This is a genomic window from Streptomyces alkaliterrae, assembly GCF_007097205.2.
GTDB lineage: Bacteria > Actinomycetota > Actinomycetes > Streptomycetales > Streptomycetaceae > Streptomyces > Streptomyces alkaliterrae.
In genome coordinates this window covers 1-24,353 of sequence record NZ_VJYK02000048.1, presented here as the reverse complement: position 1 = coordinate 24,353, position 24,353 = coordinate 1, and the positions used below count along the sequence as shown (strand labels likewise).

The 24,353-nt window shown below is 69.5% G+C and carries 17 protein-coding genes and 1 tRNA gene; 6 read left to right on the top strand and 12 right to left on the bottom strand.

What is annotated here, in order from left to right:
- The coding region (locus FNX44_RS06950; RefSeq protein ID WP_438948026.1) for a M48 family metalloprotease at positions 1-1,251 on the top strand (1,251 nt) is incomplete at its 5' end.
- A gap of 60 nt (positions 1,252-1,311) precedes the next feature.
- On the opposite strand, the gene FNX44_RS06945 is transcribed toward FNX44_RS06950, so the two are convergent.
- The 8 genes from FNX44_RS06945 to FNX44_RS06910 form a co-directional block, all read right to left on the bottom strand.
- A complete protein-coding gene (locus FNX44_RS06945) occupies positions 1,312-5,211 on the bottom strand; it encodes a DNA-directed RNA polymerase subunit beta' (RefSeq protein ID WP_143647094.1) in 3,900 nt (1,299 codons plus the stop codon).
- A 99-nt stretch (positions 5,212-5,310) separates the two neighbouring features.
- Entirely contained in the window at positions 5,311-8,793 is a 3,483-nt protein-coding gene (gene rpoB / locus FNX44_RS06940; RefSeq protein WP_143647093.1) for a DNA-directed RNA polymerase subunit beta, read from the bottom strand.
- A 737-nt stretch (positions 8,794-9,530) separates the two neighbouring features.
- Positions 9,531-9,920, bottom strand: coding sequence for a 50S ribosomal protein L7/L12 (gene rplL, locus FNX44_RS06935; protein ID WP_143647092.1), 390 nt, complete (start codon positions 9,918-9,920; stop codon positions 9,531-9,533).
- Positions 9,921-10,026: 106 nt separating this feature from the next.
- Positions 10,027-10,581: a 50S ribosomal protein L10 gene (gene rplJ, locus FNX44_RS06930; RefSeq protein WP_143647091.1), complete on the bottom strand. Its 555-nt coding sequence runs from the start codon at positions 10,579-10,581 to the stop codon at positions 10,027-10,029.
- A gap of 392 nt (positions 10,582-10,973) precedes the next feature.
- Positions 10,974-11,906 (bottom strand): SCO4651 family lipoprotein, encoded by a 933-nt coding sequence (locus tag FNX44_RS06925; RefSeq protein ID WP_143647090.1) that lies wholly within the window; start codon positions 11,904-11,906, stop codon positions 10,974-10,976.
- 167 nt (positions 11,907-12,073) lie between these two features.
- Positions 12,074-12,790: a 50S ribosomal protein L1 gene (gene rplA / locus FNX44_RS06920; protein WP_143647089.1), complete on the bottom strand. Its 717-nt coding sequence runs from the start codon at positions 12,788-12,790 to the stop codon at positions 12,074-12,076.
- A gap of 127 nt (positions 12,791-12,917) precedes the next feature.
- A complete protein-coding gene (gene rplK / locus FNX44_RS06915) occupies positions 12,918-13,352 on the bottom strand; it encodes a 50S ribosomal protein L11 (RefSeq protein ID WP_143647088.1) in 435 nt (144 codons plus the stop codon).
- Between the two features lie 1,117 nt (positions 13,353-14,469).
- Positions 14,470-15,207, bottom strand: a complete 738-nt coding sequence (locus tag FNX44_RS06910; protein WP_143647087.1) for a GntR family transcriptional regulator — start codon at positions 15,205-15,207, stop codon at positions 14,470-14,472.
- Positions 15,208-15,926: 719 nt separating this feature from the next.
- On the opposite strand from FNX44_RS06910, the gene repSA reads away from it, so the two are divergent.
- From repSA to FNX44_RS06895, 3 genes are read left to right on the top strand one after another with little or no spacing between them, the layout of a single operon-like run.
- Positions 15,927-17,318, top strand: a complete 1,392-nt coding sequence (gene repSA / locus FNX44_RS06905) for a replication initiator protein RepSA (RefSeq protein ID WP_323369100.1) — start codon at positions 15,927-15,929, stop codon at positions 17,316-17,318.
- 2 nt (positions 17,319-17,320) lie between these two features.
- The gene (locus FNX44_RS06900) at positions 17,321-17,515 is read left to right on the top strand and encodes a helix-turn-helix transcriptional regulator (RefSeq protein ID WP_143647086.1); all 195 of its coding nucleotides are present in this window, start codon (positions 17,321-17,323) and stop codon (positions 17,513-17,515) included.
- Entirely contained in the window at positions 17,515-18,753 is a 1,239-nt protein-coding gene (locus tag FNX44_RS06895) for a tyrosine-type recombinase/integrase (protein WP_143647085.1), read from the top strand. Before FNX44_RS06900 ends, FNX44_RS06895 begins: the two co-directional genes overlap by 1 nt.
- A gap of 88 nt (positions 18,754-18,841) precedes the next feature.
- Here the strand turns inward: FNX44_RS06895 and nusG are convergent, their stop codons facing one another.
- From nusG to FNX44_RS06880, 3 genes are all read right to left on the bottom strand, one after another.
- Positions 18,842-19,759: a transcription termination/antitermination protein NusG gene (gene nusG / locus FNX44_RS06890; RefSeq protein WP_143647084.1), complete on the bottom strand. Its 918-nt coding sequence runs from the start codon at positions 19,757-19,759 to the stop codon at positions 18,842-18,844.
- 77 nt (positions 19,760-19,836) lie between these two features.
- Positions 19,837-20,118 (bottom strand): preprotein translocase subunit SecE, encoded by a 282-nt coding sequence (secE, locus tag FNX44_RS28820; protein WP_143647083.1) that lies wholly within the window; start codon positions 20,116-20,118, stop codon positions 19,837-19,839.
- A gap of 114 nt (positions 20,119-20,232) precedes the next feature.
- Positions 20,233-20,305 (bottom strand) — tRNA-Trp (locus FNX44_RS06880).
- A 240-nt stretch (positions 20,306-20,545) separates the two neighbouring features.
- Here FNX44_RS06880 and FNX44_RS06875 point away from each other — a divergent pair.
- Together FNX44_RS06875 and FNX44_RS06870 are read left to right on the top strand one after the other, a co-directional pair.
- Entirely contained in the window at positions 20,546-21,784 is a 1,239-nt protein-coding gene (locus FNX44_RS06875; protein ID WP_143647082.1) for a pyridoxal phosphate-dependent aminotransferase, read from the top strand.
- Between the two features lie 171 nt (positions 21,785-21,955).
- Positions 21,956-23,113 carry an adenosine deaminase gene (locus FNX44_RS06870; protein WP_143647081.1) on the top strand — a complete coding sequence of 386 codons (1,158 nt, stop codon included), beginning with the start codon at positions 21,956-21,958 and terminating at the stop codon, positions 23,111-23,113.
- Between the two features lie 124 nt (positions 23,114-23,237).
- On the opposite strand, the gene FNX44_RS06865 is transcribed toward FNX44_RS06870, so the two are convergent.
- Positions 23,238-24,305 (bottom strand): UDP-N-acetylmuramate dehydrogenase, encoded by a 1,068-nt coding sequence (locus FNX44_RS06865; protein WP_143647080.1) that lies wholly within the window; start codon positions 24,303-24,305, stop codon positions 23,238-23,240.
- Positions 24,306-24,353: the final 48 nt, after the last annotated feature.

Below are 24,353 nucleotides of genomic sequence, written 5' to 3'. Positions count from 1 at the left end.
GGCCAGGCCCCGACGCCCGGCCAGGCTCCACCTCCTGGCCAGGCTCCGCCTCCTGGCCAGGCCCCGACGCCCGGCCGGCCGCCCTACCCCGCCGGGCAGGTCCCGTATCCCGGGCAGCCCTGTGGGGCCGCCGGGTACCGGGCCGAGCCCGTGCCCGGGGCGGACGGACTGCCGCCCGTCCCGAACGCCGGTGCGGCCGCACTGCCGGCACAGCCCGGCCGGCCGCCCGTGCCCGGCCACCCGATGGCCGGCCCGCAGCCGCCCGGCCCCGCCCAGCCGGCCGAGCCGCACCCGCACGAGGTGGAGTTCGAGCAGCGGCGGGCCGTCGTCTCCGACCGGCAGCGCCGCACCGACGCCACCGCGATCGGCGGCCTCCTGCTCTACGTGCCGAACTTCCTGTGCAGCCTGCTGGTGGTGGGCCTGATCGCGGCCCTCTTCGGCGGCTTCGGCCTGGTCCTGCTCGTGCTCTGGCTGCTCAGCGGGCTCCTGGTCTTCCACCGGCCGACCGAGGGGATCATCGCCCGCCGCCTGCTGAAGCTGCGCAGACCGACGCCGGAGGAGCACGCCCGGCTGGAACCGGTGTGGCGGGAGGTGACCATCCGGGCCGGTGTGGAGGGCCGCAACTACGAGCTGTGGGTGGAGGACAACGACCACGACCTGAACGCGGTCGCCGCCGCGGGCCACATCGTCGGCGTGACCCGGTTCGCGCTGTCCCGACTGCCGTCCGCGCAGCTCGCGGCCGTGCTCGCGCACGAGTTGGGCCATCACGTCGGCGGGCACGCCTGGTCGTCGCTGCTCGGCTACTGGTACGCGCTGCCCGGGAAGACGGCGTGGCGGGTGCTGCGGCTGATCGCCGCCGGGATGTTCAAGCTGCCGTCGTTCCTGGCCTGCCTGGGCGTGGTGTTCGTACTCGTCCCGCTCGCCTTCCTGGCGTTCGCGACGGTTAGCAGCTTCTACGGGCTGCCGCTGCTCGTGCTGGTGGTGCCGTACCTGCTGGCCGCGGTGGGGCGCCGCTCGGAGCTGCGCGCCGACGAGCAGGCGGCCGCGCTCGGCTTCGCGCCGATGCTGGCGGAGGTGCTGCGGCACATGCGGGCGACCGAGCAGCATGACAAGGCCGTCGCCCAGCAGCAGGCGGCGGCACGCGGTATGCGGCTGCCGGAGCCGGGCCCGATGGAGAGTCTGCTGTCCACGCACCCGGAGTACGAGGAGCGCCTGCACCGCCTCCAGCCGTATCTCGTCCCCCCGCGCTGACAAACGCCGCGGGGCGGCTTCCCTCGAAGGGAAGCCGCCCCGCGTTCACGCGTCACACCGTCACTGGTTGTACGGACCGTAGTCGTAGTCCTCCAGCGGAACGGCCTGGCCGGAGCCGGTGCCGAACGGCGAGTAGTCGATGTCGTCGTAGCCGACGGCCGAGTACATCGCGGCCTTGGCCTCCTCGGTCGGCTCGACCCGGATGTTCCGGTAGCGGGACAGGCCCGTACCGGCCGGGATGAGCTTACCGATGATGACGTTCTCCTTGAGGCCGATCAGGGAGTCCGACTTGGCGTTGATCGCCGCGTCGGTGAGCACCTTGGTCGTCTCCTGGAAGGACGCCGCCGACAGCCACGACTCGGTGGCGAGCGAGGCCTTGGTGATACCCATCAGCTGCGGACGGCCGGAGGCCGGGTGGCCGCCGGTCTGCACCACACGACGGTTCTCGCTCTCGAACTTCGAGCGCTCGACCAGCTCGCCCGGCAGCAGCTCCGCGTCGCCGGACTCGATGATCGTCACCCGGCGCAGCATCTGCCGGATGATGATCTCGATGTGCTTGTCGTGGATGGCCACACCCTGCGAGTTGTAGACCTTCTGCACTTCCTGGACCAGGTGGACCTGGACGGCCCGCTGACCCAGGATGCGCAGCACGTCGTGCGGGTTGATCGCACCGACGGTCAGCGCCTCGCCGACCTCGACGTGGTCGCCCTCGTGCACCAGCAGACGGGCGCGCTTGGAGACGCCGTAGGCGATCTCCTCGGCACCGTTGTCCGGGGTGATGACGACCTTCTTGGTCTTCTCCGTCTCCTCGATCCGGGCGCGGCCCGCGACCTCGGAGATCGGCGCGACGCCCTTGGGCGTACGGGCCTCGAAGAGCTCGACGACACGCGGCAGACCCTGGGTGATGTCGTCACCGGCCACACCACCGGTGTGGAAGGTACGCATCGTCAGCTGGGTGCCGGGCTCACCGATGGACTGGGCGGCGATGATGCCGACCGCCTCACCGATGTCGACCAGCTTGCCGGTGGCCAGCGAGCGGCCGTAGCACATGGCGCAGGTGCCGACCGCGGACTCGCAGGTGAGGACCGAGCGGGTCTTGACGGTGGAGACACCGTGGCGGACCAGCTCGTCGATCAGCACGTCGCCCAGGTCGGTGCCGGCCGGGGCCAGCACCTTGCCGTCGACGACGATCTCCTCGGCGAGGCAGCGCGCGTACACGCTGGTCTCGGCGTCCTCCGCCTTGCGCAGCGTGCCGTCGGCCGCCTTGGAGGCGATCTCCAGCTTGAGGCCGCGCTCGGTACCGCAGTCCTCCTCGCGGATGATCACGTCCTGCGAGACGTCCACCAGACGACGGGTCAGGTAACCCGAGTCGGCGGTACGCAGCGCGGTGTCGGCGAGACCCTTACGCGCACCGTGGGTGGCGATGAAGTACTCCAGCACCGACAGGCCGTCCCGGTAGGACGCCTTGATCGGACGCGGGATGGTCTCGTTCTTCGCGTTCGACACCAGACCGCGGATACCGGCGATCTGGCGCAGCTGCATCATGTTTCCTCGGGCACCGGAGTCGATCATCATGAAGATCGAGTTGGTGCGCGGGAAGTGCGCCTGCATCGCCTCGGTGACCTCGTTGGTCGCCTTGTTCCAGACGACGACCATCTCCTGGTTGCGCTCGTCCCGAGTGATCAGACCGCGCTCGTACTGCTTCTGGATCTTCTGCGCCTGACCCTCGTAGTCGGCCAGGATGGCCGGCTTCTCGGGCGGGCCGACGATGTCCGAGAAGGCGACCGTGACGCCGGAGCGGGTGGCCCAGTAGAAGCCCGCCGCCTTGAGGTTGTCCAGCGTCGCGGCGACCGCGACCTTCGGGTAGCGCTCGGCGAGGTCGTTGACGATCGCGGAGAGCTGCTTCTTGCCGATGGTGTAGTCGATGAACGGGTAGTCCTCGGGCAGCAGCTCGTTGAAGAGCGCGCGGCCCAGGGTCGTCCGCAGGCGGAAGCCGTTGCCCGGCTGCCAGTCGGCCTCGCCCTCCTCGGTGACCGGGCGCTCCCAGCCACGCGGCGGCACGGTGCCGACGGGGAAGGCGATGTCGACCTTCGCCTGCAGTGACAGCTCGCCGGCGTCGAACGCCATGATCGCCTCGGCGGTCGAGGCGAAGGCCCGGCCCTCGCCCTTGACCTCCCGCTCCTCCTCGTCGGTGGTGAGGAAGAACAGCCCGAGCACCATGTCCTGCGTCGGCATGGTGACCGGACGGCCGTCGGCCGGCTTGAGGATGTTGTTCGAGGACAGCATCAGGATGCGGGCCTCGGCCTGCGCCTCCGCCGACAGCGGCAGGTGGACGGCCATCTGGTCACCGTCGAAGTCCGCGTTGAACGCGGTGCACACGAGCGGGTGGATCTGGATGGCCTTGCCCTCGACCAGCTGCGGCTCGAAGGCCTGGATGCCCAGGCGGTGCAGCGTCGGCGCACGGTTCAGCAGCACCGGGTGCTCGGAGATGACCTCTTCGAGCACGTCGTACACCACCGTGCGCTGGCGCTCGACCATACGCTTGGCGGACTTGATGTTCTGCGCGTGGTTGAGGTCCACCAGGCGCTTCATCACGAACGGCTTGAACAGCTCCAGCGCCATGGCCTTCGGCAGACCGCACTGGTGCAGCTTGAGCTGCGGGCCGACGACGATGACGGAACGCGCCGAGTAGTCGACACGCTTACCGAGCAGGTTCTGCCGGAACCGGCCCTGCTTGCCCTTCAGCATGTCGCTGAGGGACTTCAGCGGGCGGTTGCCCGGGCCGGTGACCGGACGGCCGCGGCGGCCGTTGTCGAACAGCGCGTCGACGGCCTCCTGGAGCATCCGCTTCTCGTTGTTCACGATGATCTCGGGCGCGCCGAGGTCGAGCAGACGCTTGAGGCGGTTGTTCCGGTTGATGACCCGGCGGTACAGGTCGTTCAGGTCGGAGGTGGCGAAGCGGCCACCGTCGAGCTGGACCATCGGACGCAGGTCCGGCGGGATCACCGGGACGCAGTCCAGCACCATGCCCTTGGGGCTGTTGCGGGTCTGCAGGAAGGCGGAGACGACCTTGAGGCGCTTGAGCGCACGGGTCTTCTTCTGGCCCTTGCCCGTCCGGATGATCTCGCGGAGGCGCTCGGCCTCCTCGTCGAGGTCGAAGGTCTCCAGGCGCTTCTGCAGCGCGGCGGCGCCCATCGAACCGTCGAAGTAGGTGCCGAAGCGGTCGCGCAGCTCGCGGTAGAGCAGCTCGTCGCCCTCGAGGTCCTGGACCTTCAGGCTCTTGAAGCGGTTCCACACCTCGTCGAGGCGGTCGATCTCGCGCTGGGCGCGGTCGCGGAGCTGCTTCATCTCGCGCTCGGCGCCCTCGCGCACCTTGCGGCGCACGTCGGCCTTGGCGCCCTCGGCCTCGAGCTCGGCGAGGTCGGACTCCTGCTTCTTGGCGCGCGCCTCGAGGTCGGCGTCACGGCGCTGCTCGATCTGCTGGCGCTCGACGGAGACGTGGGCCTCCAGCGACGGCAGGTCGCGCGTACGGCGCTCCTCGTCCACGTACGTGATCATGTACGCGGCGAAGTAGATGACCTTCTCGAGGTCCTTCGGGGCGAGGTCCAGCAGGTAGCCCAGCCGGGACGGAACGCCCTTGAAGTACCAGATGTGGGTCACGGGAGCGGCCAGCTCGATGTGGCCCATCCGCTCACGGCGCACCTTGGCGCGGGTCACCTCGACGCCGCAGCGCTCACAGATGATGCCCTTGAAGCGGACGCGCTTGTACTTGCCGCAGTAGCACTCCCAGTCCCGGGTCGGACCGAAGATCTTCTCGCAGAAGAGCCCGTCCTTTTCCGGCTTCAGGGTGCGGTAGTTGATGGTCTCCGGCTTCTTGACCTCGCCGTGGGACCACTGACGAATGTCGTCAGCGGTGGCCAGGCCGATCCGCAGCTCGTCGAAGAAGTTGACGTCGAGCACTCTCGTCAATCCCTCTCAGGGTCGTGTCAAACAGTGGTCTGAACGGGGGTCCGGGGGAGCCGGGGATTCACCGCTTCGGGTGAATCCCCGGCCAGCCCGTCAGACCTCTTCGACGCTGCTCGGCTCGCGCCGGGACAGGTCGATACCGAGCTCTTCCGCCGCGCGGAAGACGTCCTCGTCGGTGTCACGCATCTCGATGGACATGCCGTCCGAGGACAGCACCTCCACGTTCAGGCAGAGCGACTGCATCTCCTTGATGAGCACCTTGAAGGACTCGGGGATGCCCGGCTCGGGGATGTTCTCGCCCTTGACGATCGCCTCGTAGACCTTCACACGGCCGGTGACGTCGTCGGACTTGATCGTCAGGAGCTCCTGGAGCGCGTACGCGGCGCCGTATGCCTCAAGCGCCCACACCTCCATCTCACCGAAGCGCTGACCACCGAACTGCGCCTTACCACCGAGCGGCTGCTGGGTGATCATCGAGTACGGGCCGGTCGAGCGGGCGTGCAGCTTGTCGTCGACCAGGTGGTGCAGCTTCAGGATGTACATGTACCCGATCGAGATCGGGTCCGGGAACGGCTCGCCGGAGCGGCCGTCGAGGAGCCGCGCCTTGCCGGACGGAAGGACCAGGCGGTCGCCGTCGCGGTTCGGCAGGGCGTGCTCGAAGAGACCGGCCAGCTCGTCCTCGCGGGCACCGTCGAACACCGGGGTGGCGACGTTGGTGCGCGGGGCGACCTCGTCGGCGCCGATGGCCTTCAGGCGCTCCATCCACTCCTCGCCGCCCTCGACCTTCCAGCCCTGGGAGGCCAGCCAGCCGAGGTGGATCTCGAGCACCTGTCCCGGGTTCATCCGGGACGGCACACCGAGCGGGTTGAGGATGACGTCGACCGGGGTGCCGTCCTCCAGGAAGGGCATGTCCTCGACCGGGAGGATCTTGGAGATGACACCCTTGTTGCCGTGGCGGCCGGCGAGCTTGTCACCGTCGGTGATCTTGCGCTTCTGCGCGACGTAGACGCGGACCAGCTGGTTCACGCCCGGCGGCAGCTCGTCGCCCTCCTCGCGGTCGAAGATGCGGACGCCGATGACCTTGCCGGTCTCGCCGTGCGGCACCTTCAGCGAGGTGTCACGGACCTCACGGGCCTTCTCGCCGAAGATCGCGCGCAGCAGGCGCTCCTCGGGGGTCAGCTCCGTCTCACCCTTCGGGGTGACCTTGCCGACCAGGATGTCCCCGGCCTCGACCTCGGCGCCGATGCGGATGATGCCGCGCTCGTCGAGGTCGGCCAGGACCTCCTCGGAGACGTTCGGGATGTCCCGGGTGATCTCCTCCGGACCCAGCTTGGTGTCACGGGCGTCGACCTCGTGCTCCTCGATGTGGATCGAGGAGAGGACGTCGTCCTGCACCAGACGCTGGGAGAGGATGATCGCGTCCTCGTAGTTGTAGCCCTCCCACGGCATGAACGCGACGAGCAGGTTCTTGCCGACCGCCAGCTCGCCGTCCTCCGTGGACGGGCCGTCGGCCAGGACCTGGCCCTCCACGACCCGGGCGCCCTCGTCCACGATCACCTTCTGGTTGAAGGAGGTGCCCTGGTTGGAGCGGTGGAACTTGGAGACGCGGTAGGTCGTGTACGTGCCGTCGTCGTTGGCGACGGTGACGTAGTCCGCGGAGACCTCCTGGACCACGCCGTCCTTCTCGGCCTTGATGACGTCGCCCGCGTCGACCGCGGCGCGGTACTCCATGCCGGTGCCGACCAGCGGGGACTCCGCCTTGATCAGCGGCACGGCCTGGCGCATCATGTTCGATCCCATGAGCGCGCGGTTGGCGTCGTCGTGCTCGAGGAAGGGGATCATGGCCGTGGCGACCGACACCATCTGGCGCGGCGAGACGTCCATGTAGTCGACGTCGTCGCCCGGGATGTAGTCGACCTCGCCGCCACGGCGGCGGACCAGCACGCGGTCCTCGGCGAACCGCATGTCGTCGGCGAGCGGCGCGTTGGCCTGCGCGATGACGAAGCGGTCCTCCTCGTCGGCGGTGAGGTAGTCGACCTTGTCGGTGACGACACCCTCGACGACCTTGCGGTACGGGGTCTCGACGAAGCCGAAGGCGTTGACCCGGCCGTAGGAGGCGAGCGAGCCGATCAGACCGATGTTCGGGCCTTCCGGCGTCTCGATCGGGCACATGCGGCCGTAGTGCGACGGGTGGACGTCACGGACCTCGAAGCCGGCCCGCTCACGGGAGAGACCGCCCGGACCCAGCGCCGACAGGCGGCGCTTGTGGGTCAGACCCGAGATCGGGTTGGTCTGGTCCATGAACTGGGACAGCTGGCTGGTGCCGAAGAACTCCTTGATGGAGGCGACGACCGGCCGGATGTTGATCAACGTCTGCGGCGTGATCGCCTCGACGTCCTGCGTGGTCATCCGCTCGCGGACGACCCGCTCCATACGCGCCAGACCCGTGCGGACCTGGTTCTGGATCAGCTCGCCGACGTTGCGCAGGCGGCGGTTGCCGAAGTGGTCGATGTCGTCGGTCTCGACGACGATCTGGTCGCCTTCGGCGCTGACCGCCTCGGTCTCACCCGCGTGCAGCTTCACCAGGTACTTGATCGTGGCGATGACGTCGGCGGTGGTGAGCACGCCGGAGTCCAGCGGCTCGTCGCCGCCGAGCTTCTTGTTGATCTTGTACCGGCCGACCTTCGCCAGGTCGTAGCGCTTCGGGTTGAAGTAGAGGTTCTCCAGAAGCGTCTGCGCGGCCTCCTTGGTCGGCGGCTCGCCCGGACGCAGCTTCCGGTAGATGTCGAGCAGCGCGTCGTCCTGGCCCTGGGTGTGGTCCTTCTCCAGGGTGGCGCGCATCGACTCGTACTCGCCGAACTCCTCCAGGATCTGGTCCGTCGTCCAGCCGAGGGCCTTCAGCAGGACCGTGACCGACTGCTTGCGCTTGCGGTCGATGCGGACACCGACCATGTCGCGCTTGTCGATCTCCAGCTCCAGCCAGGCACCACGCGAGGGGATGACCTTGGCGGAGAAGATGTCCTTGTCGGACGTCTTGTCGACGGAGCTGTCGAAGTAGACGCCGGGCGAGCGGACGAGCTGCGAGACCACGACACGCTCGGTGCCGTTGATCACGAAGGTGCCCTTGTTGGTCATGAGCGGGAAGTCGCCCATGAAGACCGTCTGGGACTTGATCTCACCGGTCTCGTTGTTGGTGAACTCGGCGGTGACGAACAGCGGAGCGGCGTAGGTGAAGTCCCGCTCCTTGCACTCGTCGATCGAGTTCTTCGGCGGCTCGAAGCGGTGGTCCCGGAAGGTCAGGGACATCGACCCCGAGAAGTCCTCGATCGGGGAGATCTCTTCGAAGATCTCCTCCAGACCGGACTTGGTGGGGACGTCCTCACCGCGGTCCAGCGCGGCCTCGACGCGGCCCTTCCAGGCGTCGTTCCCGAGGAGCCAGTCGAAGCTCTCGGTCTGGAGCGCGAGAAGGTTGGGAACCTCGAGGGGCTCCCGGATCTTCGCAAAAGAGATACGCAATGGGGCGGTGCTGGCGCCGTTGTTCGAATTGACGGTCGAGGCGTTGCGCGAGGCGGCCAAGAGGGGGTCCTTCCGAGGGCTCGGACTCACTACGCGCATACCGGTGCCCCTGGTGACGGACAGGGAGCAGCTAACAGGCAGCGCAAAGGGTCAGTGTAGCCACAAGGCACACTGATGTCCAGAGCGGATATCCGGAGATCGGCGCAGTGCCTCTCTCTCCCTCCGGGAGGGATCCTCTCCCTCGTTGTTCGGCCTCGCCTGCCGGGGCCCCTCCGGGCCCGTCAAGCGCTTCCCAGGCACCCTCGCGACGCCCCGGGAGCACCGGCTCCTGGCCCGGCACGCCCCACGACATCCGATGGTGTCTGCCGCAAGACTTCCCACATCGTCCCCGATCCATGCATCGGACCGCGGATCATTGCGAGCTTCCCTGCTCAGCGGCCGTGTCGCCGGCCGCCTTCGCGCCGCCAACCGCCACCGACGTACGCTCGGGCCGCCTCGCGAACGTCGCCGAGCAGCGGTCTGAGAATCGCGTGCCGCGACTCTTTCGTCAAGAGGCCCACTCCGGCGGAGTCGTCTCGAGCGCCACCGGACCACCGGCCGGAAACCGTCGAAGATCACCCTACCCCCGGACCCCGAGGGTCAGGCAAAACGTCACACGAACACCGGAGTACGCCGAAGGGCGACCACCCCAACGGGTGATCGCCCTTCGGTACTCCACCGTCCGCACGAGGCGGACGACGAGGGTCAGGCGGCGTACGGATACAGCCGTCCGGGACCCCTGCGAGTCAGGATGCGGGTCACTTGACCTCGACGGAGGCGCCGGCGCCCTCGAGGGACTCCTTGGCCTTGTCCGCGGCCTCCTTGTTGACCTTCTCCAGGACCGGCTTCGGGGTGTTGTCCACCAGGTCCTTGGCCTCCTTCAGGCCGAGGGAGGTCAGCTCGCGCACGACCTTGATGACCTGGATCTTCTTGTCGCCGGCGCCGGTGAGGACGACGTCGAACTCGTCCTTCTCCTCCTCGGCGGCGGCAGCGCCGCCACCCTGACCCGGGGCGGCGATGACGGCGGCGGCCGGGGCGGCGGCCTCGACGTCGAACTTCTCCTCGAACTTCTTCACGAACTCGGAGAGCTCGATGAGGGTCATCTCCTCGAACTGCGCGAGCAGCTCGTCCTGGCTGAGCTTCGCCATGGTGGCGGTCCTTTCACTGATCGGCTGGTGCCGGATGTACATTTCGGCGGGCGTACGGGCCCGCTGGACTGCGAGGTTCCTCGGCTGAGTCGGAAGACCCGGTCGACTACTCGGCAGCCTCGGCGGGAGCCGGCGTACCGGCACCGCCCTGCTCGACCTTGTCGCGAAGCGCGTCCGCGGTGCGGACGAACTTCGTGAGCGGGGCCTGGAAGGTCGCCGCGGCCTTGGCCATGGACGCCTTCATGCCACCGGCCAGCTTGGCGAGCAGCACCTCGCGGGACTCGAGGTCCGCGAGCTTCTTCACTTCGTCGGCGGACAGCGCCTTGCCGTCAAGGACACCGCCCTTGATGACGAGAGCGGGGTTCTCCTTGGCGAAGTCACGAAGACCCTTCGCCGCCTCGACCGGATCACCGGTGACAAAGGCGACAGCCGTCGAGCCCGTCAGGAACTCGTCGAGCGCGGTGACCCCGGCCTCGTTGGCCGCGATCTTGGTCAGCGTGTTCTTCACCACACGGTACTGAGCGTTACCACCGAGCGAGCGGCGCAGCTGCTTGAGCTGAGCCACGGAAAGCCCGGTGTACGCGGTGACCACAGTGGCGTTGGAGTTGCGGAACTTGTCCGTCATCTCCGCCACAGCTGCGACCTTGTCGGGCGTCGCCATGGGCCTGGCCTCCTTCCGGGTGATGGTCTCAAACCGACCTCTCGATCGGTCCTGCGCGAGCCGGACCGCCCGGATCGGGCGCGTGAGGACGCCGCAGTCGGCCACCGCACACGACAAACGCCCCGGCGCAGGCGCACGGGGCGTGGGCTCGACCGACCGGATTCCTCCGGCGGGAGCTGTTCTCCTCGTTCACCTGCACGGGCCGTCCGCCTGATGCGGAGCCTTCGGCCACTCCGCGCCCGAGGGCACGCAGCGACGACCAGCGGTCTTCGGCTACCCCGACAGAGTAGAGGCTCGCTCTCGCGGGAGCAAATCAGGGAGGTATTCCCCGCCGGGCCGCCTCTCACACTCGGCGGGCAGACCCGGCGGGGTCACGTCGGCCTCAGGTCGGCTCAGGCGCCGGCCCCGGCCCTCTCCAACTCCTTCATCATCTCCAGGAAGTCGAACACCTCGTCCGCCGGCGGCGCCTTCACGCCGACCTTCGTGCCGTAGTCGCTCAGCCGCTGGCTGACCTCCACCGGCCCCTGCGGGGTGTTCGTCCTGGTGTCGATGCGGACCGGCAGCTCGTCCTTGTTCACCCACAGGTCGATCTTGTAGTCCTTGATGCCGGACTGCTTCATGTTGTCCACGAGCTGCTTGCGCTCGGTCTTGTCCAGGAACTCCAGGGAGTCGTTCGCCTCCATGGCCTCCTCGACCGTCAGCGTGCCCTTGTAGCGCTGCGCCGTGACGCCGTCGACCTTCTCCTCCCCGACGTGCTTCACGTTCGGCGAGGAGAGCAGCAGGGCCACCTGCTTGGCCGGGTCCTGGTTGTTCATGTTGTCCAGGCCGTTGGACGCGGACTGCCGCTGTGTGGCGTCGGCGCCCTCCAGCGCGGCGTTCATGTCCAGCTTCATCCAGCGCTTGCCGTCCATGTCGTCGGCGGCCGACTCGTCGAGCTTGATGTAGAGCGCGTTGTCCACCCACAGCATCCGGCTGGTGGCCGGCATGTCCGAGTCGGCGGCACGGGCCTGCTCGTCCGTCTTCATCGTGAGGTCCATGGCCAGCGGGCCCCAGCCCATCACGCCGGACATCTCCATCGAGCCGCCCATGGCGCCCGGCATCTTCATCGTCATCGAGACCTTCGCCGAACCGGCCTCGGTCGTCCTCTTCGCGACGGCCTGCATCACCTGGGCGACCTCACCCGACGCGCCGCCGGACGCCGCGGACTTGTTGCCCGACTTCTCCGCCGGCTTGTCCGCCGCCTTGTCGTCGCCGCCGCACGCCGTCAGCAGCAGCGCCGTGGCCAGCCCCGCGGCGCCGAACGCCGCCGTGCGTGTGAGCCTCATTACCGATCCCCCCTGGCCCGCCCAGCGGCGTCGCCATGTTTCACGTCGAACCTTCGAATCAAGGTACCGCAGGGCTCCGACACCGGAACCGTCGCACGAGCGAACGCCGTCGGCCCCGCCTCCTTCAGAAGGAGGCGGGGCCGACGGACGGGACGTCAGCGGGAGACTCAGACGGTCTCGTCCGCGACGAGGAGGTTGCGGGTGCGGTTGGCGTCGAGCGGGACACCGGGGCCCATCGTGGTGGTGATGGTGGCCTTCTTGATGTACCGGCCCTTGGCCGCCGACGGCTTCAGCCGCAGGATCTCCTCAAGCGCCGCGCCGTAGTTCTCCACCAGCTGCTTCTCGTCGAACGAGGACTTGCCGATGATGAAGTGCAGGTTGGCGTGCTTGTCGACGCGGAACTCGATCTTGCCGCCCTTGATCTCGGTGACGGCCTTGGCCACGTCGGGGGTGACCGTGCCGGTCTTCGGGTTCGGCATCAGACCACGCGGACCGAGCACGCGGCCCAGGCGGCCGACCTTGCCCATCAGGTCCGGGGTGGCGACGACGGCGTCGAAGTCCAGACGGCCCTTGGCGACCTCGTCGATGAGCTCGTCCGCGCCGACGATGTCGGCGCCGGCGGCCTCCGCGGCCGCGGCACGGTCACCGGTCGCGAAGACCAGGACCCGGGCGGTCTTACCGGTGCCGTGCGGAAGGTTCACGGTGCCGCGGACCATCTGGTCGGCCTTGCGCGGGTCGACGCCCAGACGCATGGCGACCTCGACGGTCGCGTCGAACTTGCTCGAGGAGGTCTCCTTGGCGAGACGCACGGCCTCAAGCGGCGCGTAGAGCCGCGTGCGGTCGATCTTGGCGTCCGCGCTGCGGAAGTTCTTGCTGCGCTTCACTGCTGCTCCTGACGGATGTTCACCCGGCGGTCGTGCCGCCCGGTGGATGCGGAGTTCGTGGTGCGGGCCAGCGCTTGGCCCTGCCACGGTGGTGGATCCAGGCCCGAAGGGCCCGAGAGTGCTGGGATCAGCCCTCGACGGTGACGCCCATGGAACGCGCGGTGCCGGCGATGATCTTCTCGGCGGCGTCCAGGTCGTTCGCGTTGAGGTCGGGCATCTTCGTGGTGGCGATCTCACGCACCTGCTCGCGGGTGATCTTCGCGACCTTGTTGACGTGCGGCTCGCCGGAGCCCTTCTCCACGCCTGCGGCCTTGAGGATCATCTTCGCGGCCGGCGGCGTCTTGGTGATGAAGGTGAAGGAACGGTCCTCGTAGACCGTGATCTCCACCGGGATCACCCAGCCACGCTGCGACTCGGTCGCGGCGTTGTAGGCCTTGCAGAACTCCATGATGTTCACGCCGTGCTGGCCCAGCGCGGGGCCGACCGGCGGAGCCGGGTTGGCGGCACCGGCCTGGATCTGGAGCTTGATCAGCCCCGTGACCTTCTTCTTCTTGGGAGGCATGCTCTCTCCGGGTCTTGAGTGAGAGTGTTGGTTGTCTGCTCTGCGATCCGCCGCCCCCGAAGAGGTTCACCCGGATACAGGCATACCGCACAACGATAGCCCCTCCCACCCCACGACAGAAAACCAGCAGGTCAGAGCCCAGTTCCGAGTCCTGGCCCGGCACCCTCATCCGCCTCGCCACAACCGCCTGACCTGCCCATTCCGATAAACGCCGGACGGCCGGCGCCGCTGGGGCCGGGGAGGGCGCGAAGCGATGCCAGGAAGGCGCGGCAGCGCACTGCCGCAGCCTGCAGATCCTCCTCCGGGATCTGGCCGACCATCGCGCGCAGCTCGTCCCTGGTGGGCATGGGACCAGCGTAGCGAGGCAGGCATGTGCGGGAGGAGGGAACGGCGAACGCCCCCGCCGAGGGCGGGGGCGTTCGGAGGCGGTGGGCACGCGGCTCGCGCGTGCGCCGCGTCAGTTCTTCTGGGACTGATTACGCCGTGACGGCAACTGCGCAAACATCCGCCTGACCAGCGGCGCAAGGCCAGCCGACCCGCTGCTGATAGGTGTCGTTGGTCAACATTCGTCGCCCTCGCACGGCCCACGGACGGCCCGGCGGCCGGCAACGGTTCGAGGGGTTGGAGGAGTGTTTACCTTCTGCTGGTCGGTGGGGCCGGAGCATGAAGAAGGGGGCATACGCTTGATCAAGCAAAGTGGGGCCGCAGGCTCCCCACCGCGCTTTTGGTCCCACTGCCCCCTTCTTCTTGCTCCGGGAGGGGTCCCCGCCGAGCAGCAGAAGGTAAAGACTCCTTCGGCCCCGGCCGGGACGCAGAACGGCCCGCATCGCGCCGACGCAGGAGGTGCACCGCGGATCGCGACTCCGCCTGTCGCATGTGTGCCGGGGTGCGCGTCGGTCGGTGCGTATGAGGAACGGGGCGTCATGGTGTGCGGTCGCGCCCGTTGGGGCCGGTTGGTTTCACCGCTAGAGATCGGGCGCTTGTGTGTGGGCGCGCGTCGGCGGACGCCGCGCGGCGCGGGCCGGAGGCAGGAGCAGAGCGCGAGCGGGAGCCGGGAGCGCGCCCGGCGAAGCGGAGCGCAGCCGGTCTTGATGAGGTAGAGAAACCTGTAACAGCCCTACTGGAGGTCGTATTCAGCGGCCAGCTCCCGCCCGGCCCCCAGGAAGTCCTCCGCATACTCCGTCACGTTGCCGTGCTGATCCCAGTAGGTGTTGGCCATGGTGAGCGTCAACGTTCCAGCGCTCATCTCCAGCCGCTCCGCGAGATCTTCCGGGACCGGGCGTACGGCCACCACGTCCCTGCGTCGAACAGCCCTTCTTCCGGTGCGCTCCTCGATGAGCCCGAAGGTCATCTTGGGCAAGGGGGCGGCCTCCAGAAGCTCAGGCGCAGCCTCGGCAAGCTCGACTGCGAGCCAAGACGTCGAGAGAGTCACCACCCCCGTCCCGTCGTAGTAGATCCGCCTCCGCTGAACCACCGACGCCCCCTCTTCCAACCCCAGAGCGTCCGCCACGCGCGGGGCTGCCGCCACACGTTCGGCGCCAAGAATCTCGGTGCGCTCGCCTTCCCGGAACCCAGTGCCCGTGGCTCGCATGATCGTCAACCGGTCCGGCCCGGTCGTCAGCTTGCGGGGCTTGACTACGACGGTCCCGACCCCAGGTACTGACTCCGCGTACCCGTCGGCCCGAAGCACCGCTGCGACGCGAGTCGCTGTTGCAGTCGAAACGCCCTCACTGCGGATGATCTCTCGAACCGACGGAATGCGGTCGCCCGGCTGGAGTTCCCCGCTGTCGATCCGCGCCCTGATCTCGGCTGCGATGCGCTTGTACGGAGCAAGCGCGCGCGGGCTCTCAACCATGACTCCCCTCCGATCTAAAGTGCTCTAGTACAGCTCTTGACGCTGGCACCTGCTCTAGAACACTATAGAGCTGCCGCCGCGCCTCCGGCTAGGCGGCTCTCAGACATACGCGGAAGCGGCGCCCCTACCGCCAAGCAGATGCGCCGCTTCCTTGAGTCCCCATGGAGGGGGTTCCATCATGCCTGCTGTTCGTCCTGCCGTGCGCGTTGCACTCCAGCGTTCTTGCCCGGTCTGCACCGAGCGCGTGTGTGCCGATCCGGCCGAGTGCTTGTTCTTCCTGACTTCCCGGCCGTGGGGGGACTGTGACCGGTGTGCCGGTTCTGGCTTCGCCGGTGAGGCTGACCCGATCAACATCTTCTGCGTCCACTGCTTCGGCTCCGGGCTCATGGAGTACGGCCAGAACCAGACGCCGAAGATCAGCCCCAAGGGTCACACCCGGCTCAACCAGTACATCGCCGCGCTGTCGGCGGAGGTCGGCGCCTCCTGCGTGGAGGTGGCCGCGTGAAGTCGCTGCCTGCCTTCTCGTGGTCGTGGGTCGACGCTGACGCCGGGCGGCCCCCGTGCCCTGGCTGCGCGGGACGGTTCCCGTCCTGGACTCGGGTAGACGTGGACGGGCTGGAGGTGCTGACCCACGACGGTGAGGTCATCTGCCCCGGTGACCCGTCGTTCGGCTTCCCGGACAGCTCCCCCGCCGCCCCGGCGGTCCTGGGGGTGGCCGCGTGACCACCACACCTCCCGCTCTCCCAGCCGGTCTGGACCACATCACGTTGAGTGACCTGCTGCGGGTGGCGAACTCTCCATGCTTCGACCGCTGGCAAGAACAGATCAAACGCGCTGGCGGCTGCGCCGACCCCATCCACCTCACCGGCACGACCGTGACGCGGGATGCCCGAACCGGGGACGTGCTGCACTCCTACTCGACCGACAGCGAGCCTGGTGGTCGGTTGCGGGTGGCGTGCGGGAATCGTCGTGCCTCACGCTGCCCGTCCTGCGCCTGGACCTACGCCGGAGACACCTACCACCTCATCCGCGCCGGACTCACCGGTGATCCGAACAAAGGCGTGGCCCGGACGGTGCGGACGCACCCGAAGGTGTTCGCCACCCTCACCGCCCCGTCGTTCGGTGCGGTTCACAACCGGCCCTCCACTGGGGTCTGTGCTTGCGGCACCCGGCACCCGGAGAACGCCCCGGTGCTGGGGACGGCCATCGACCCGGACAGGTATGACTACGCGTCGGCGGTGCTGTGGAACAACCACGCCGGGGACCTGTGGCGCCGCTTCACCATCTACCTCTTCCGCGAGGTCGCCTCGCGTGCCGGCATCACCCAACGCGAACTCCGCGAAACCGGCCGGGTGTCGTTCGGGAAGGTCGCCGAGTTCCAACGCCGAGGCGCGATCCACTTCCACGCGATCGTCCGCCTCGACGGACCTTCCGGGCCGGACTCCCCGCCCCCGGCCTGGGCCACGGTCACCCTCCTGGACGATGCGATCCGGGCCGCCGCCGCCCGCGTCTTGCTGGTTCTTCCTGGCCGTGATGGTCAGCCGGTTCGGGAGTTGCGGTGGGGGCGGCAGGTGGATGTGCGGCCGGTCACCGGGGCCGGTGGGGATGCGGAGCTGAACGATCAGGCGGTGGCCTCCTACGTGGCCAAGTACGCCACCAAGGCCGCTGAAACCACCGGCACGCTGGATCGGCGGATCGGGGAGATGGCGGAGCTGGACAAGGTTCCGGACCTGCCCGACCACACCCGCCGCCTCATCCGCGCCTGCCGCGACCTCGACGACGCCTTCCCGGACCGCCGGTTGTGGGCGTGGGCACACATGCTCGGCTTCCGAGGCCACTTCTCCACCAAGTCCCGCACCTACTCCACCACCCTCGGCGCACTCCGCCAGGCACGAGCCGACTACCGGGCCGCCCAGGAACGTCGCGAACTCGGCCTGCCTGACCCTGACGACCAGGAGGGTTCCACGCTGGTCCTCGCGCACTGGTCCTACGCCGGACACGGCCACACCCCTGGTGAGTCATGGGTCGCCGCACGCATCCGCGACGACCTCAACCACAACCGCGAGATCGCCCGCGAACTCCGCAACGCCGACACCGAACAGGAGTGGTGACCATGGCTCGCAGTCTCCCTGAGCGCTACCTGACCCCGGTCGACCTCGCCGACCTCCTGGGCGTGCCGGTCGAAACCGTCTACCAGTGGCGCCGCAAGCGCACCGGCCCCACCGGCTTCCGCGTCGGCCGCCACCTGCGCTACGACCCCGAAGACGTGCGCGCCTGGGTCGCCGAACAGATCGCTGAGGCCGCCTGATGGCCGGGCACGTCCAAGACCGCTGGTACAAGATCGATGTCGGTGACGATGGCGAGACGCGCAAGGTCAAGACCGACCGGTACGGCACCGGCATGCGCTATCGCGCCCGCTACGTCGGCCCCGACGGGTCGGAGAAGTCCAAGAGCTTCCCCGACCGACAGAAGCGACTCGCCGAACAGTGGCTCTCCGCGATCGAGGCCGACATGTCGCGCGGCCAGTACATCGACCCCAAGACCAGCCGGACCACCTTCCAGCAGTACGCCGAGAAGTGGGCCGCCGCCCAGACCACCGACCTGGTGACGCGGGACGCGGTTGAGCGGCGCTTGCGGCTTCACGCACTCCCCTACCTGGGGACCCGCCCCCTCGGCTCGTTCCAACCGGCGCACATTCGGGCCTGGCTGCGGGAGCTGGAGAACGCCGGGGTGCCTGGTTCTCACGCCTACGTGATCTACGGGAACGTTCGTGCGGTGCTCTCCGCCGCCGTGGACGACGGGTACCTGGCGCGGAACCCCTGCGACGCCCAGTCGGTACGGGCGCCGTCGGCCGACGCCAAGCGGGTCATCCCGTGGTTGCCGGAACGGGTCTTCGCCGTGCGGGCCGCGCTCGCCGAGCTGTTCCGCCCGATGGTGGACCTGGGCGCCGGGTGCGGCATGCGGCAGGGGGAGATCTTCGGGCTCGGCGTGGACGGTGTGGACTACGGCACCGACACCGTTCACGTCGTCCGCCAGGTCAAGCTCATCAACGGGAAGCCGGTGTTCGCCCCGCCCAAGTGCGACAAGGAGAGAGACGTTCCCCTCCCCGCTTCCGTAGCTGCCACCCTCCAGGAGCACAGCGACCGCCACCCGCCGACGGCGGTCACCCTCCCGTGGAAGAAGCCGGACGGCCCCATGGTGACCGCGCGGCTTCTCTTCACCGGCCTGGAGGGTGGGGCCATACGCCGCAACGACTTCAACACCTACTCGTGGAAGCCCGCCCTCGCGGCGGCCGGGGTCATCCCGGAGCGGAAGCCCGGTGAGCGGTACGCCAGCGCCCGCGAGCACGGCATGCACGCGCTCCGCCACTTCTACGCGTCGGTGCTGCTGGACGCGGGAGAGAGCATCCGGGCAGTCAGTGACTACCTCGGACACGCCGACCCGTCGCTGACCCTGCGGGTGTACGCGCACCTCATGCCGAGCAGCCGTGAGCGGACCCGGAGCGCCGTTGACGCGGTGCTCGGATGCGGCCCGGCGGCGCCCTGACGGCCCAGCGACGGCCCACAGGGCATGAAAGCGCCCCTGCCTTGCTGTGAACCAGCAGGTCAGGGGCGCTTTTCGGTGCCTACGAAGATCAGTTCTTCTGGATCTGGTCGAAGCTCAGCTCGACCGGGGTCTCGCGGCCGAAGATCTCCACCAGGCCCTTGACCTTCTTGGAGTCGGCGTTGATCTCGTTGATCGTCGCCTGGAGGGTGGCGAAGGGGCCGTCGGTGACGGTGACCGAGTCGCCGACCTCGAAGTCCAGCACCTGGACCTCGACCTTGCGGCTCGGCGCCGGCTTGCCCTCGGCTTCGGCGGCCTCGCGGGCGGCCTTCTCCTCCGCCTCCGGGGCGAGCATCTTCACGACCTCGTCCAGCGTCAGCGGGTAGGGGTCGTAGGCGTTGCCGACGAAGCCGGTGACGCCGGGGGTGTTGCGGACGACGCCCCAGGACTCGTTGGTGAGGTCCATGCGCACCAGGACGTAGCTGGGGAGCTTGTTCTGGCGGACCGTGCGGCGGTCGCCGTTCTTGATCTGGACGACCTCCTCCTGCGGCACCTCGGCCTGGAAGATGTAGTCCTCGACGTTGAGCGAGACGGCGCGCTGCTCGAGGTTGGTCTTCACGCGGTTCTCGTAGCCCGCGTAGGTGTGGATGACGTACCACTCGCCGGGGAGGGTGCGCAGCTCGTCGCGGAGAGCCTCGACCGGGTCGACCGGCTCGGCCTCCTCCTCGGCCTCCTCGGCCTCCTCGGAGGCCTCCGAGGTCTCCTCGGACTCGGCGGCGGTCTCCTCGACCTCGGCGGCGGCCGCGGTCTCGGCGTCGTCGTCAACCGCGGCGGTCTCGTCAGCCTCGTCAGCCACGACGTCCTGCCCGGCCGGCTCGGCGGCGCCGGCAGCTTCGGCCTGCTCCGCGTCGTCCCTCTCGGACGCCGCGTCGACACCAGCGAGCGCGGCGTCGTCACCCTTGGCGGGCTCGACGGGCTCGGCGACGTCGTTCAGGTTCGGGTCAGACACGTTAGCTGCTTCTTCCTGGCTTTATGGGGGTGGAACGTACGGGTATTCCGCGCCGCTGACGGCGCCCCGCGGACGGATCAGCCGAAGACGAACTTGACGGCCTCTCCGAATCCATAGTCAATCACGAACACCAGGCCGATGACGATGAGAACGAAGATGATCACGACGATCGTGTACGTCGTGAGCTGGTGGCGGGTCGGCCAAACGACCTTGCGGAGCTCCGCGACGATCTGTCGGTAGAACAGCGCGAGCCGGGCCAGCGGGCCCTTCTTGCCGCGCTTGCCGCCGCGACGCGGCTTCTTGTCCTCAGAGGAACGCCCGGGCTCGGGGACCTCGGGAGTGTCCGTGATCTCCGCCACTCGTCCTCACCTGATCCGGGTCATGGCCGTGCAGCGTCCGGCCCTGCCGCACGGCGGTGCAATCTCAGTACGTACGCATGCACGCATCCACGTCGTGATCGACGAGTGCGTGAGCAGGGCCGGAGGGACTTGAACCCCCAACCGCTGGTTTTGGAGACCAGTGCTCTACCAATTGAGCTACGACCCTTTGTGCTGCTCCCCCAACCTACCGCATGGAAACGCCCACACGGTGTGTGCGGCGTGCCTCGCGGTGACGAGGGCCAACGACGGATGAGTGTACGTGCTCCGGGGCCGGGCGTCGAACAGGTACCGGCGCCGGTCGCTTCCGGGCGGCCGTTCGACGGGTGCGTCCCGACTCCCGGACGGCCGTGTCCGTGGCGCGGAACGGCCGTACCGGGCCGGGGCCGCGTCTGCGACGATTGGCGCTATGAGTGCTGCTACTCCTCCCGCACAGTCCCCAACCGAGCGCCGCGTGTCGGCCCGGGTCGGCTCGATCTCGGAGTCGGCCACGCTCGCGGTCGACGCCAAGGCGAAGGCGCTGAAGGCCGCCGGCCGGCCGGTCATCGGCTTCGGCGCCGGCGAGCCCGACTTCCCCACGCCGGACTACATCGTCGAGGCCGCGGTGCAGGCCTGCCGCGACCCGCGCTTCCACCGCTACACGCCCGCCGGCGGCCTGCCCGAGCTGAAGGAGGCCATCGCCGCCAAGACGCTGCGTGACTCCGGCTGGGCCGTGGAGCCGGCGAACGTGCTGGTCACCAACGGCGGCAAGCAGGCCATCTACGAGGCCTTCGCGGCCATCCTCGACCCGGGCGACGAGGTCATCGTGCCCGCGCCGTACTGGACCACCTACCCGGAGTCCATCCGGCTGGCCGGCGGCGTGCCGGTGCCGGTCGTCGCCGACGAGACCACCGGCTACCGGGTCTCCGTCGAGCAGCTGGAGGCGGCGCGCACCGAGCGCACCAAGGTCGTGCTCTTCGTCTCCCCGTCGAACCCGACCGGTGCGGTCTACAGCAAGGCGCAGGTCGAGGCGGTGGGCCGCTGGGCCGCCGAGCACGGCCTGTGGGTGCTGACCGACGAGATCTACGAGCACCTGGTGTACGGCGAGGCGGAGTTCCACTCCCTGCCGGTGGTCGTCCCGGAGGTCGCGGACCGCTGCATCGTGGTGAACGGCGTTGCCAAGACGTACGCGATGACCGGCTGGCGGGTGGGCTGGGTCATCGGCCCGAAGGACGTCGTGAAGGCCGCCACGAACCTCCAGTCGCACGCCACCTCCAACGTGAGCAACGTCGCGCAGGCCGCCGCGCTGGCCGCCGTCTCCGGTGACCTGGAGGCCGTCGCGACGATGCGCGAGGCGTTCGACCGCCGGCGTCGCACGATCGTGCGCATGCTCAACGAGATCAACGGCGTCGAGTGCCCGGAGCCGGAGGGCGCGTTCTACGCGTACCCGTCCGTGAAGCCGCTGCTCGGCAAGGAGATCCGGGGCCGCCGGCCGCGGAGCTCGGTCGAGCTGGCCGAGCTGATCCTGGAGGAGGTCGAGGTCGCCGTCGTACCGGGCGAGGCCTTCGGCACCCCCGGCTACCTGCGGCTGTCCTACGCGCTGGGCGACGACGACCTGGTCGAGGGCGTCGGCCGCATCCAGAAGCTGCTGGCCGAGGCGCGCGACTGAGCGCCGCTTCCACAGCACCCCGCCGTCGGGCGTCCCGGAGTCCTTCCGGGACGCCCGAGGCCGTTCGGGGCATGGGACGGCCTTTCGAGCGGCCATCCGTTCGACGTGTGCCGACGTGCGCTTTGGGAAAAGCGACTTCCGGGCGTGTCGTGTGTACGGCAGGATCTGGGAATGCGGCACTACCCCACGCAGCACCCAGTCGAGACCCGTACCGCCGTCCGCGACCTCCGGACGCTCCCCAAGGCCCACCTCCACCTGCACTTCACCGGCTCGATGCGCCCGGAGACCCTGCTGGAGCTGGCGGACAAGTACGGCGTGCACCTGCCCGAGGCGCTCCAGGGCGGCGAACCGCCCAAGCTGCGCGCCACCGACGAACGCGGCTGGTTCCGCTTCCAGCGGCTGTACGACATGGCACGTTCCTGCCTACGTGAGCCCGAGGACATCCAGCGGCTCGTGCGGGAGGCCGCCGAGGAGGACCTGCGGGACGGCGGCCGCTGGCTGGAGATCCAGGTCGACCCGACGTCCTACGCGCCCCGGCTGGGCGGGCTGATCCCCGCGCTCGAGGTCATCCTCGACGCCGTCGACCGCGCGACGCGGGACACCGGGCTGCCCATCAGGGTGCTCGTCGCGGCCAACCGCATGAAGCACCCGCTGGACGCGCGCACCCTCGCCCGGCTCGCCGTGCGCTACCGCGACCGGGGCGTCATCGGCTTCGGCCTCTCCAACGACGAGCGGCGCGGCTTCGCCAGGGACTTCGACCGGGCCTTCGCCATCGCCCGGGACGGCGGGCTGCTCGCCGCCCCGCACGGCGGTGAGCTCGCCGGGCCGTTCAGCGTGCGGGACTGCCTGGACGACCTGGGCGCCGGCCGGGTGGGGCACGGCGTGCGCGCCGCCGAGGACCCGGCGCTGCTGGCCAGGCTCGCCGACTCGGACGTGACGTGCGAGGTCTGCCCGGCCTCCAACGTGGCGCTCGGCGTCTACGAGAAGCAGGAGGACGTGCCGCTGCGCGTGCTGTGGGACGCCGGCGTGCGGATGGCGCTGGGCGCCGACGACCCGCTGCTGTTCGGCTCCCGGCTCGCCGCGCAGTACGAGCTGGCCCGCGAGCACCACGCGTTCACGGACGAGGAGCTGGCGGAGCTGGCCCGGCAGTCGCTGCGGGCGGCGCGGATGCCGCGCCCGCTGCTGGACGAACTCCTCGCCGACGTCGACGCCTGGCTGGCCGCCGACGCGGGCGCTCCTGACGACGCGGAGGCACGTGGGGTCGCTGGAACGCTCTCCGACAGGGAGTCGTCCGCCGACGCCGCGACGCCGGCCGGCCGCAGCCGGTAGCGGACGCGGCACACCCGACCCGCACGGCGAAGCGGTACGCCGCTCCCCGACGCGAGCGTCGCCGGGGGGGGGCGGCAGGGCAGCTCCCCCCGGCGCGGCGTGCCGCCGCTCCCGCGCGGCGGTGTCAGAGCGCGCAGCCCACCGTCACCGGCTCGTTGACCAGGCGGACGCCGAACGCCTCGGCGACCCCGTCCCGCACCTCGCGGGCGAGTGCCAGCAGTTCCTCGGTGGTGGCGCCGCCCCGGTTGGTGAGCGCGAGCGTGTGCTTGGAGGAGATGCGCGCGCGGCCGGCGCCGTAGCCCTTGGTGAAGCCGGCCTTGTCGATGAGCCAGGCGGCCGAGGTCTTCACCCGGTCCTGCCCGGCGGGCCAGGCCGGCGGCACCGGCGCCGACTCGCCGAACCGCTCGGCGACGCGGGCCAGGAAGTCCCGGTACTCGGCCTCGGTGAGCACGGGGTTGGTGAAGAAGGAGCCGGCGGACCAGGTGTCGTGGTCCTCCGGGTCGAGCACCATGCCCTTCCCGGCGCGCAGCTTCAGCACGGTCTCACGGGCGCGCGCGAGCGGCACCCGGTCGCCGACCTCGACGCCCAGCGCCCGGGCCGTCTCCGCGTAGGCCAGCGGTGCGGACAGCCCGCCCGCGTCCTGGAGGTCGAAGCGGACGCGCAGCACCACGTAGCGGTCGGGGTCGGCCTTGAAGCGGCTGTGCCGGTAGGAGAAGCCGCACTCCTCGGCGGGGATCACCGCCGTGCGCCGCTCGACCCGGTCGTAGGCGGTGACCTCGGTGATCGTGGCGGCGACCTCCTGGCCGTAGGCGCCCACGTTCTGGATCGGGGTCGCGCCGGCGGAGCCGGGGATGCCGGCCAGGCACTCGACGCCGGCCAGCCCGGCCTCGACGGTCCGGGCGACGGCGTCGGACCAGTTCTCGCCGGCCGCCAGCTCCAGCGCGGTGCCGTCGAGCGTGAAACCGGTGGTGTCGATCCGCAGGGCGGTGCCGGCGAAGCCCTTGTCCCCGACGACGAGGTTGCTGCCGCCGCCGACGACCAGCAGCGGCGTGCCGGAGTCGTCGGCCTCGCGGACGGCCGCGACGACCTCCTCGTCGGTGGTCGCCGTGACCAGCCGGTCGGCGGGGCCGCCGAGGCGGAGAGTGGTGAGCGGGGCCAGCGGGGCGCCCTGGACGTCGTGGTGTGGCTGCACGGACCCTAGGTTAAGCGCTCCCCGACCGGGGCCGGGCCCCGCCCGACC

Excerpts from the sequence above, each read along its gene's own strand:
- rplL (WP_143647092.1), bottom strand. The coding sequence starts at position 9,920 with ATGGCGAAGCTCAGCCAGGACGAGCTGCTCGCGCAGTTCGAGGAGATG.
- rplJ (WP_143647091.1), bottom strand. The coding sequence starts at position 10,581 with ATGGCGACGCCCGACAAGGTCGCAGCTGTGGCGGAGATGACGGACAAG.
- FNX44_RS06925 (WP_143647090.1), bottom strand. The coding sequence starts at position 11,906 with ATGAGGCTCACACGCACGGCGGCGTTCGGCGCCGCGGGGCTGGCCACG.
- rplK (WP_143647088.1), bottom strand. The coding sequence starts at position 13,352 with ATGCCTCCCAAGAAGAAGAAGGTCACGGGGCTGATCAAGCTCCAGATC.
- FNX44_RS06910 (WP_143647087.1), bottom strand. The coding sequence starts at position 15,207 with ATGGTTGAGAGCCCGCGCGCGCTTGCTCCGTACAAGCGCATCGCAGCC.
- FNX44_RS06900 (WP_143647086.1), top strand. The coding sequence starts at position 17,321 with ATGGCTCGCAGTCTCCCTGAGCGCTACCTGACCCCGGTCGACCTCGCC.
- FNX44_RS06895 (WP_143647085.1), top strand. The coding sequence starts at position 17,515 with ATGGCCGGGCACGTCCAAGACCGCTGGTACAAGATCGATGTCGGTGAC.
- FNX44_RS06875 (WP_143647082.1), top strand. The coding sequence starts at position 20,546 with ATGAGTGCTGCTACTCCTCCCGCACAGTCCCCAACCGAGCGCCGCGTG.
- FNX44_RS06870 (WP_143647081.1), top strand. The coding sequence starts at position 21,956 with ATGCGGCACTACCCCACGCAGCACCCAGTCGAGACCCGTACCGCCGTC.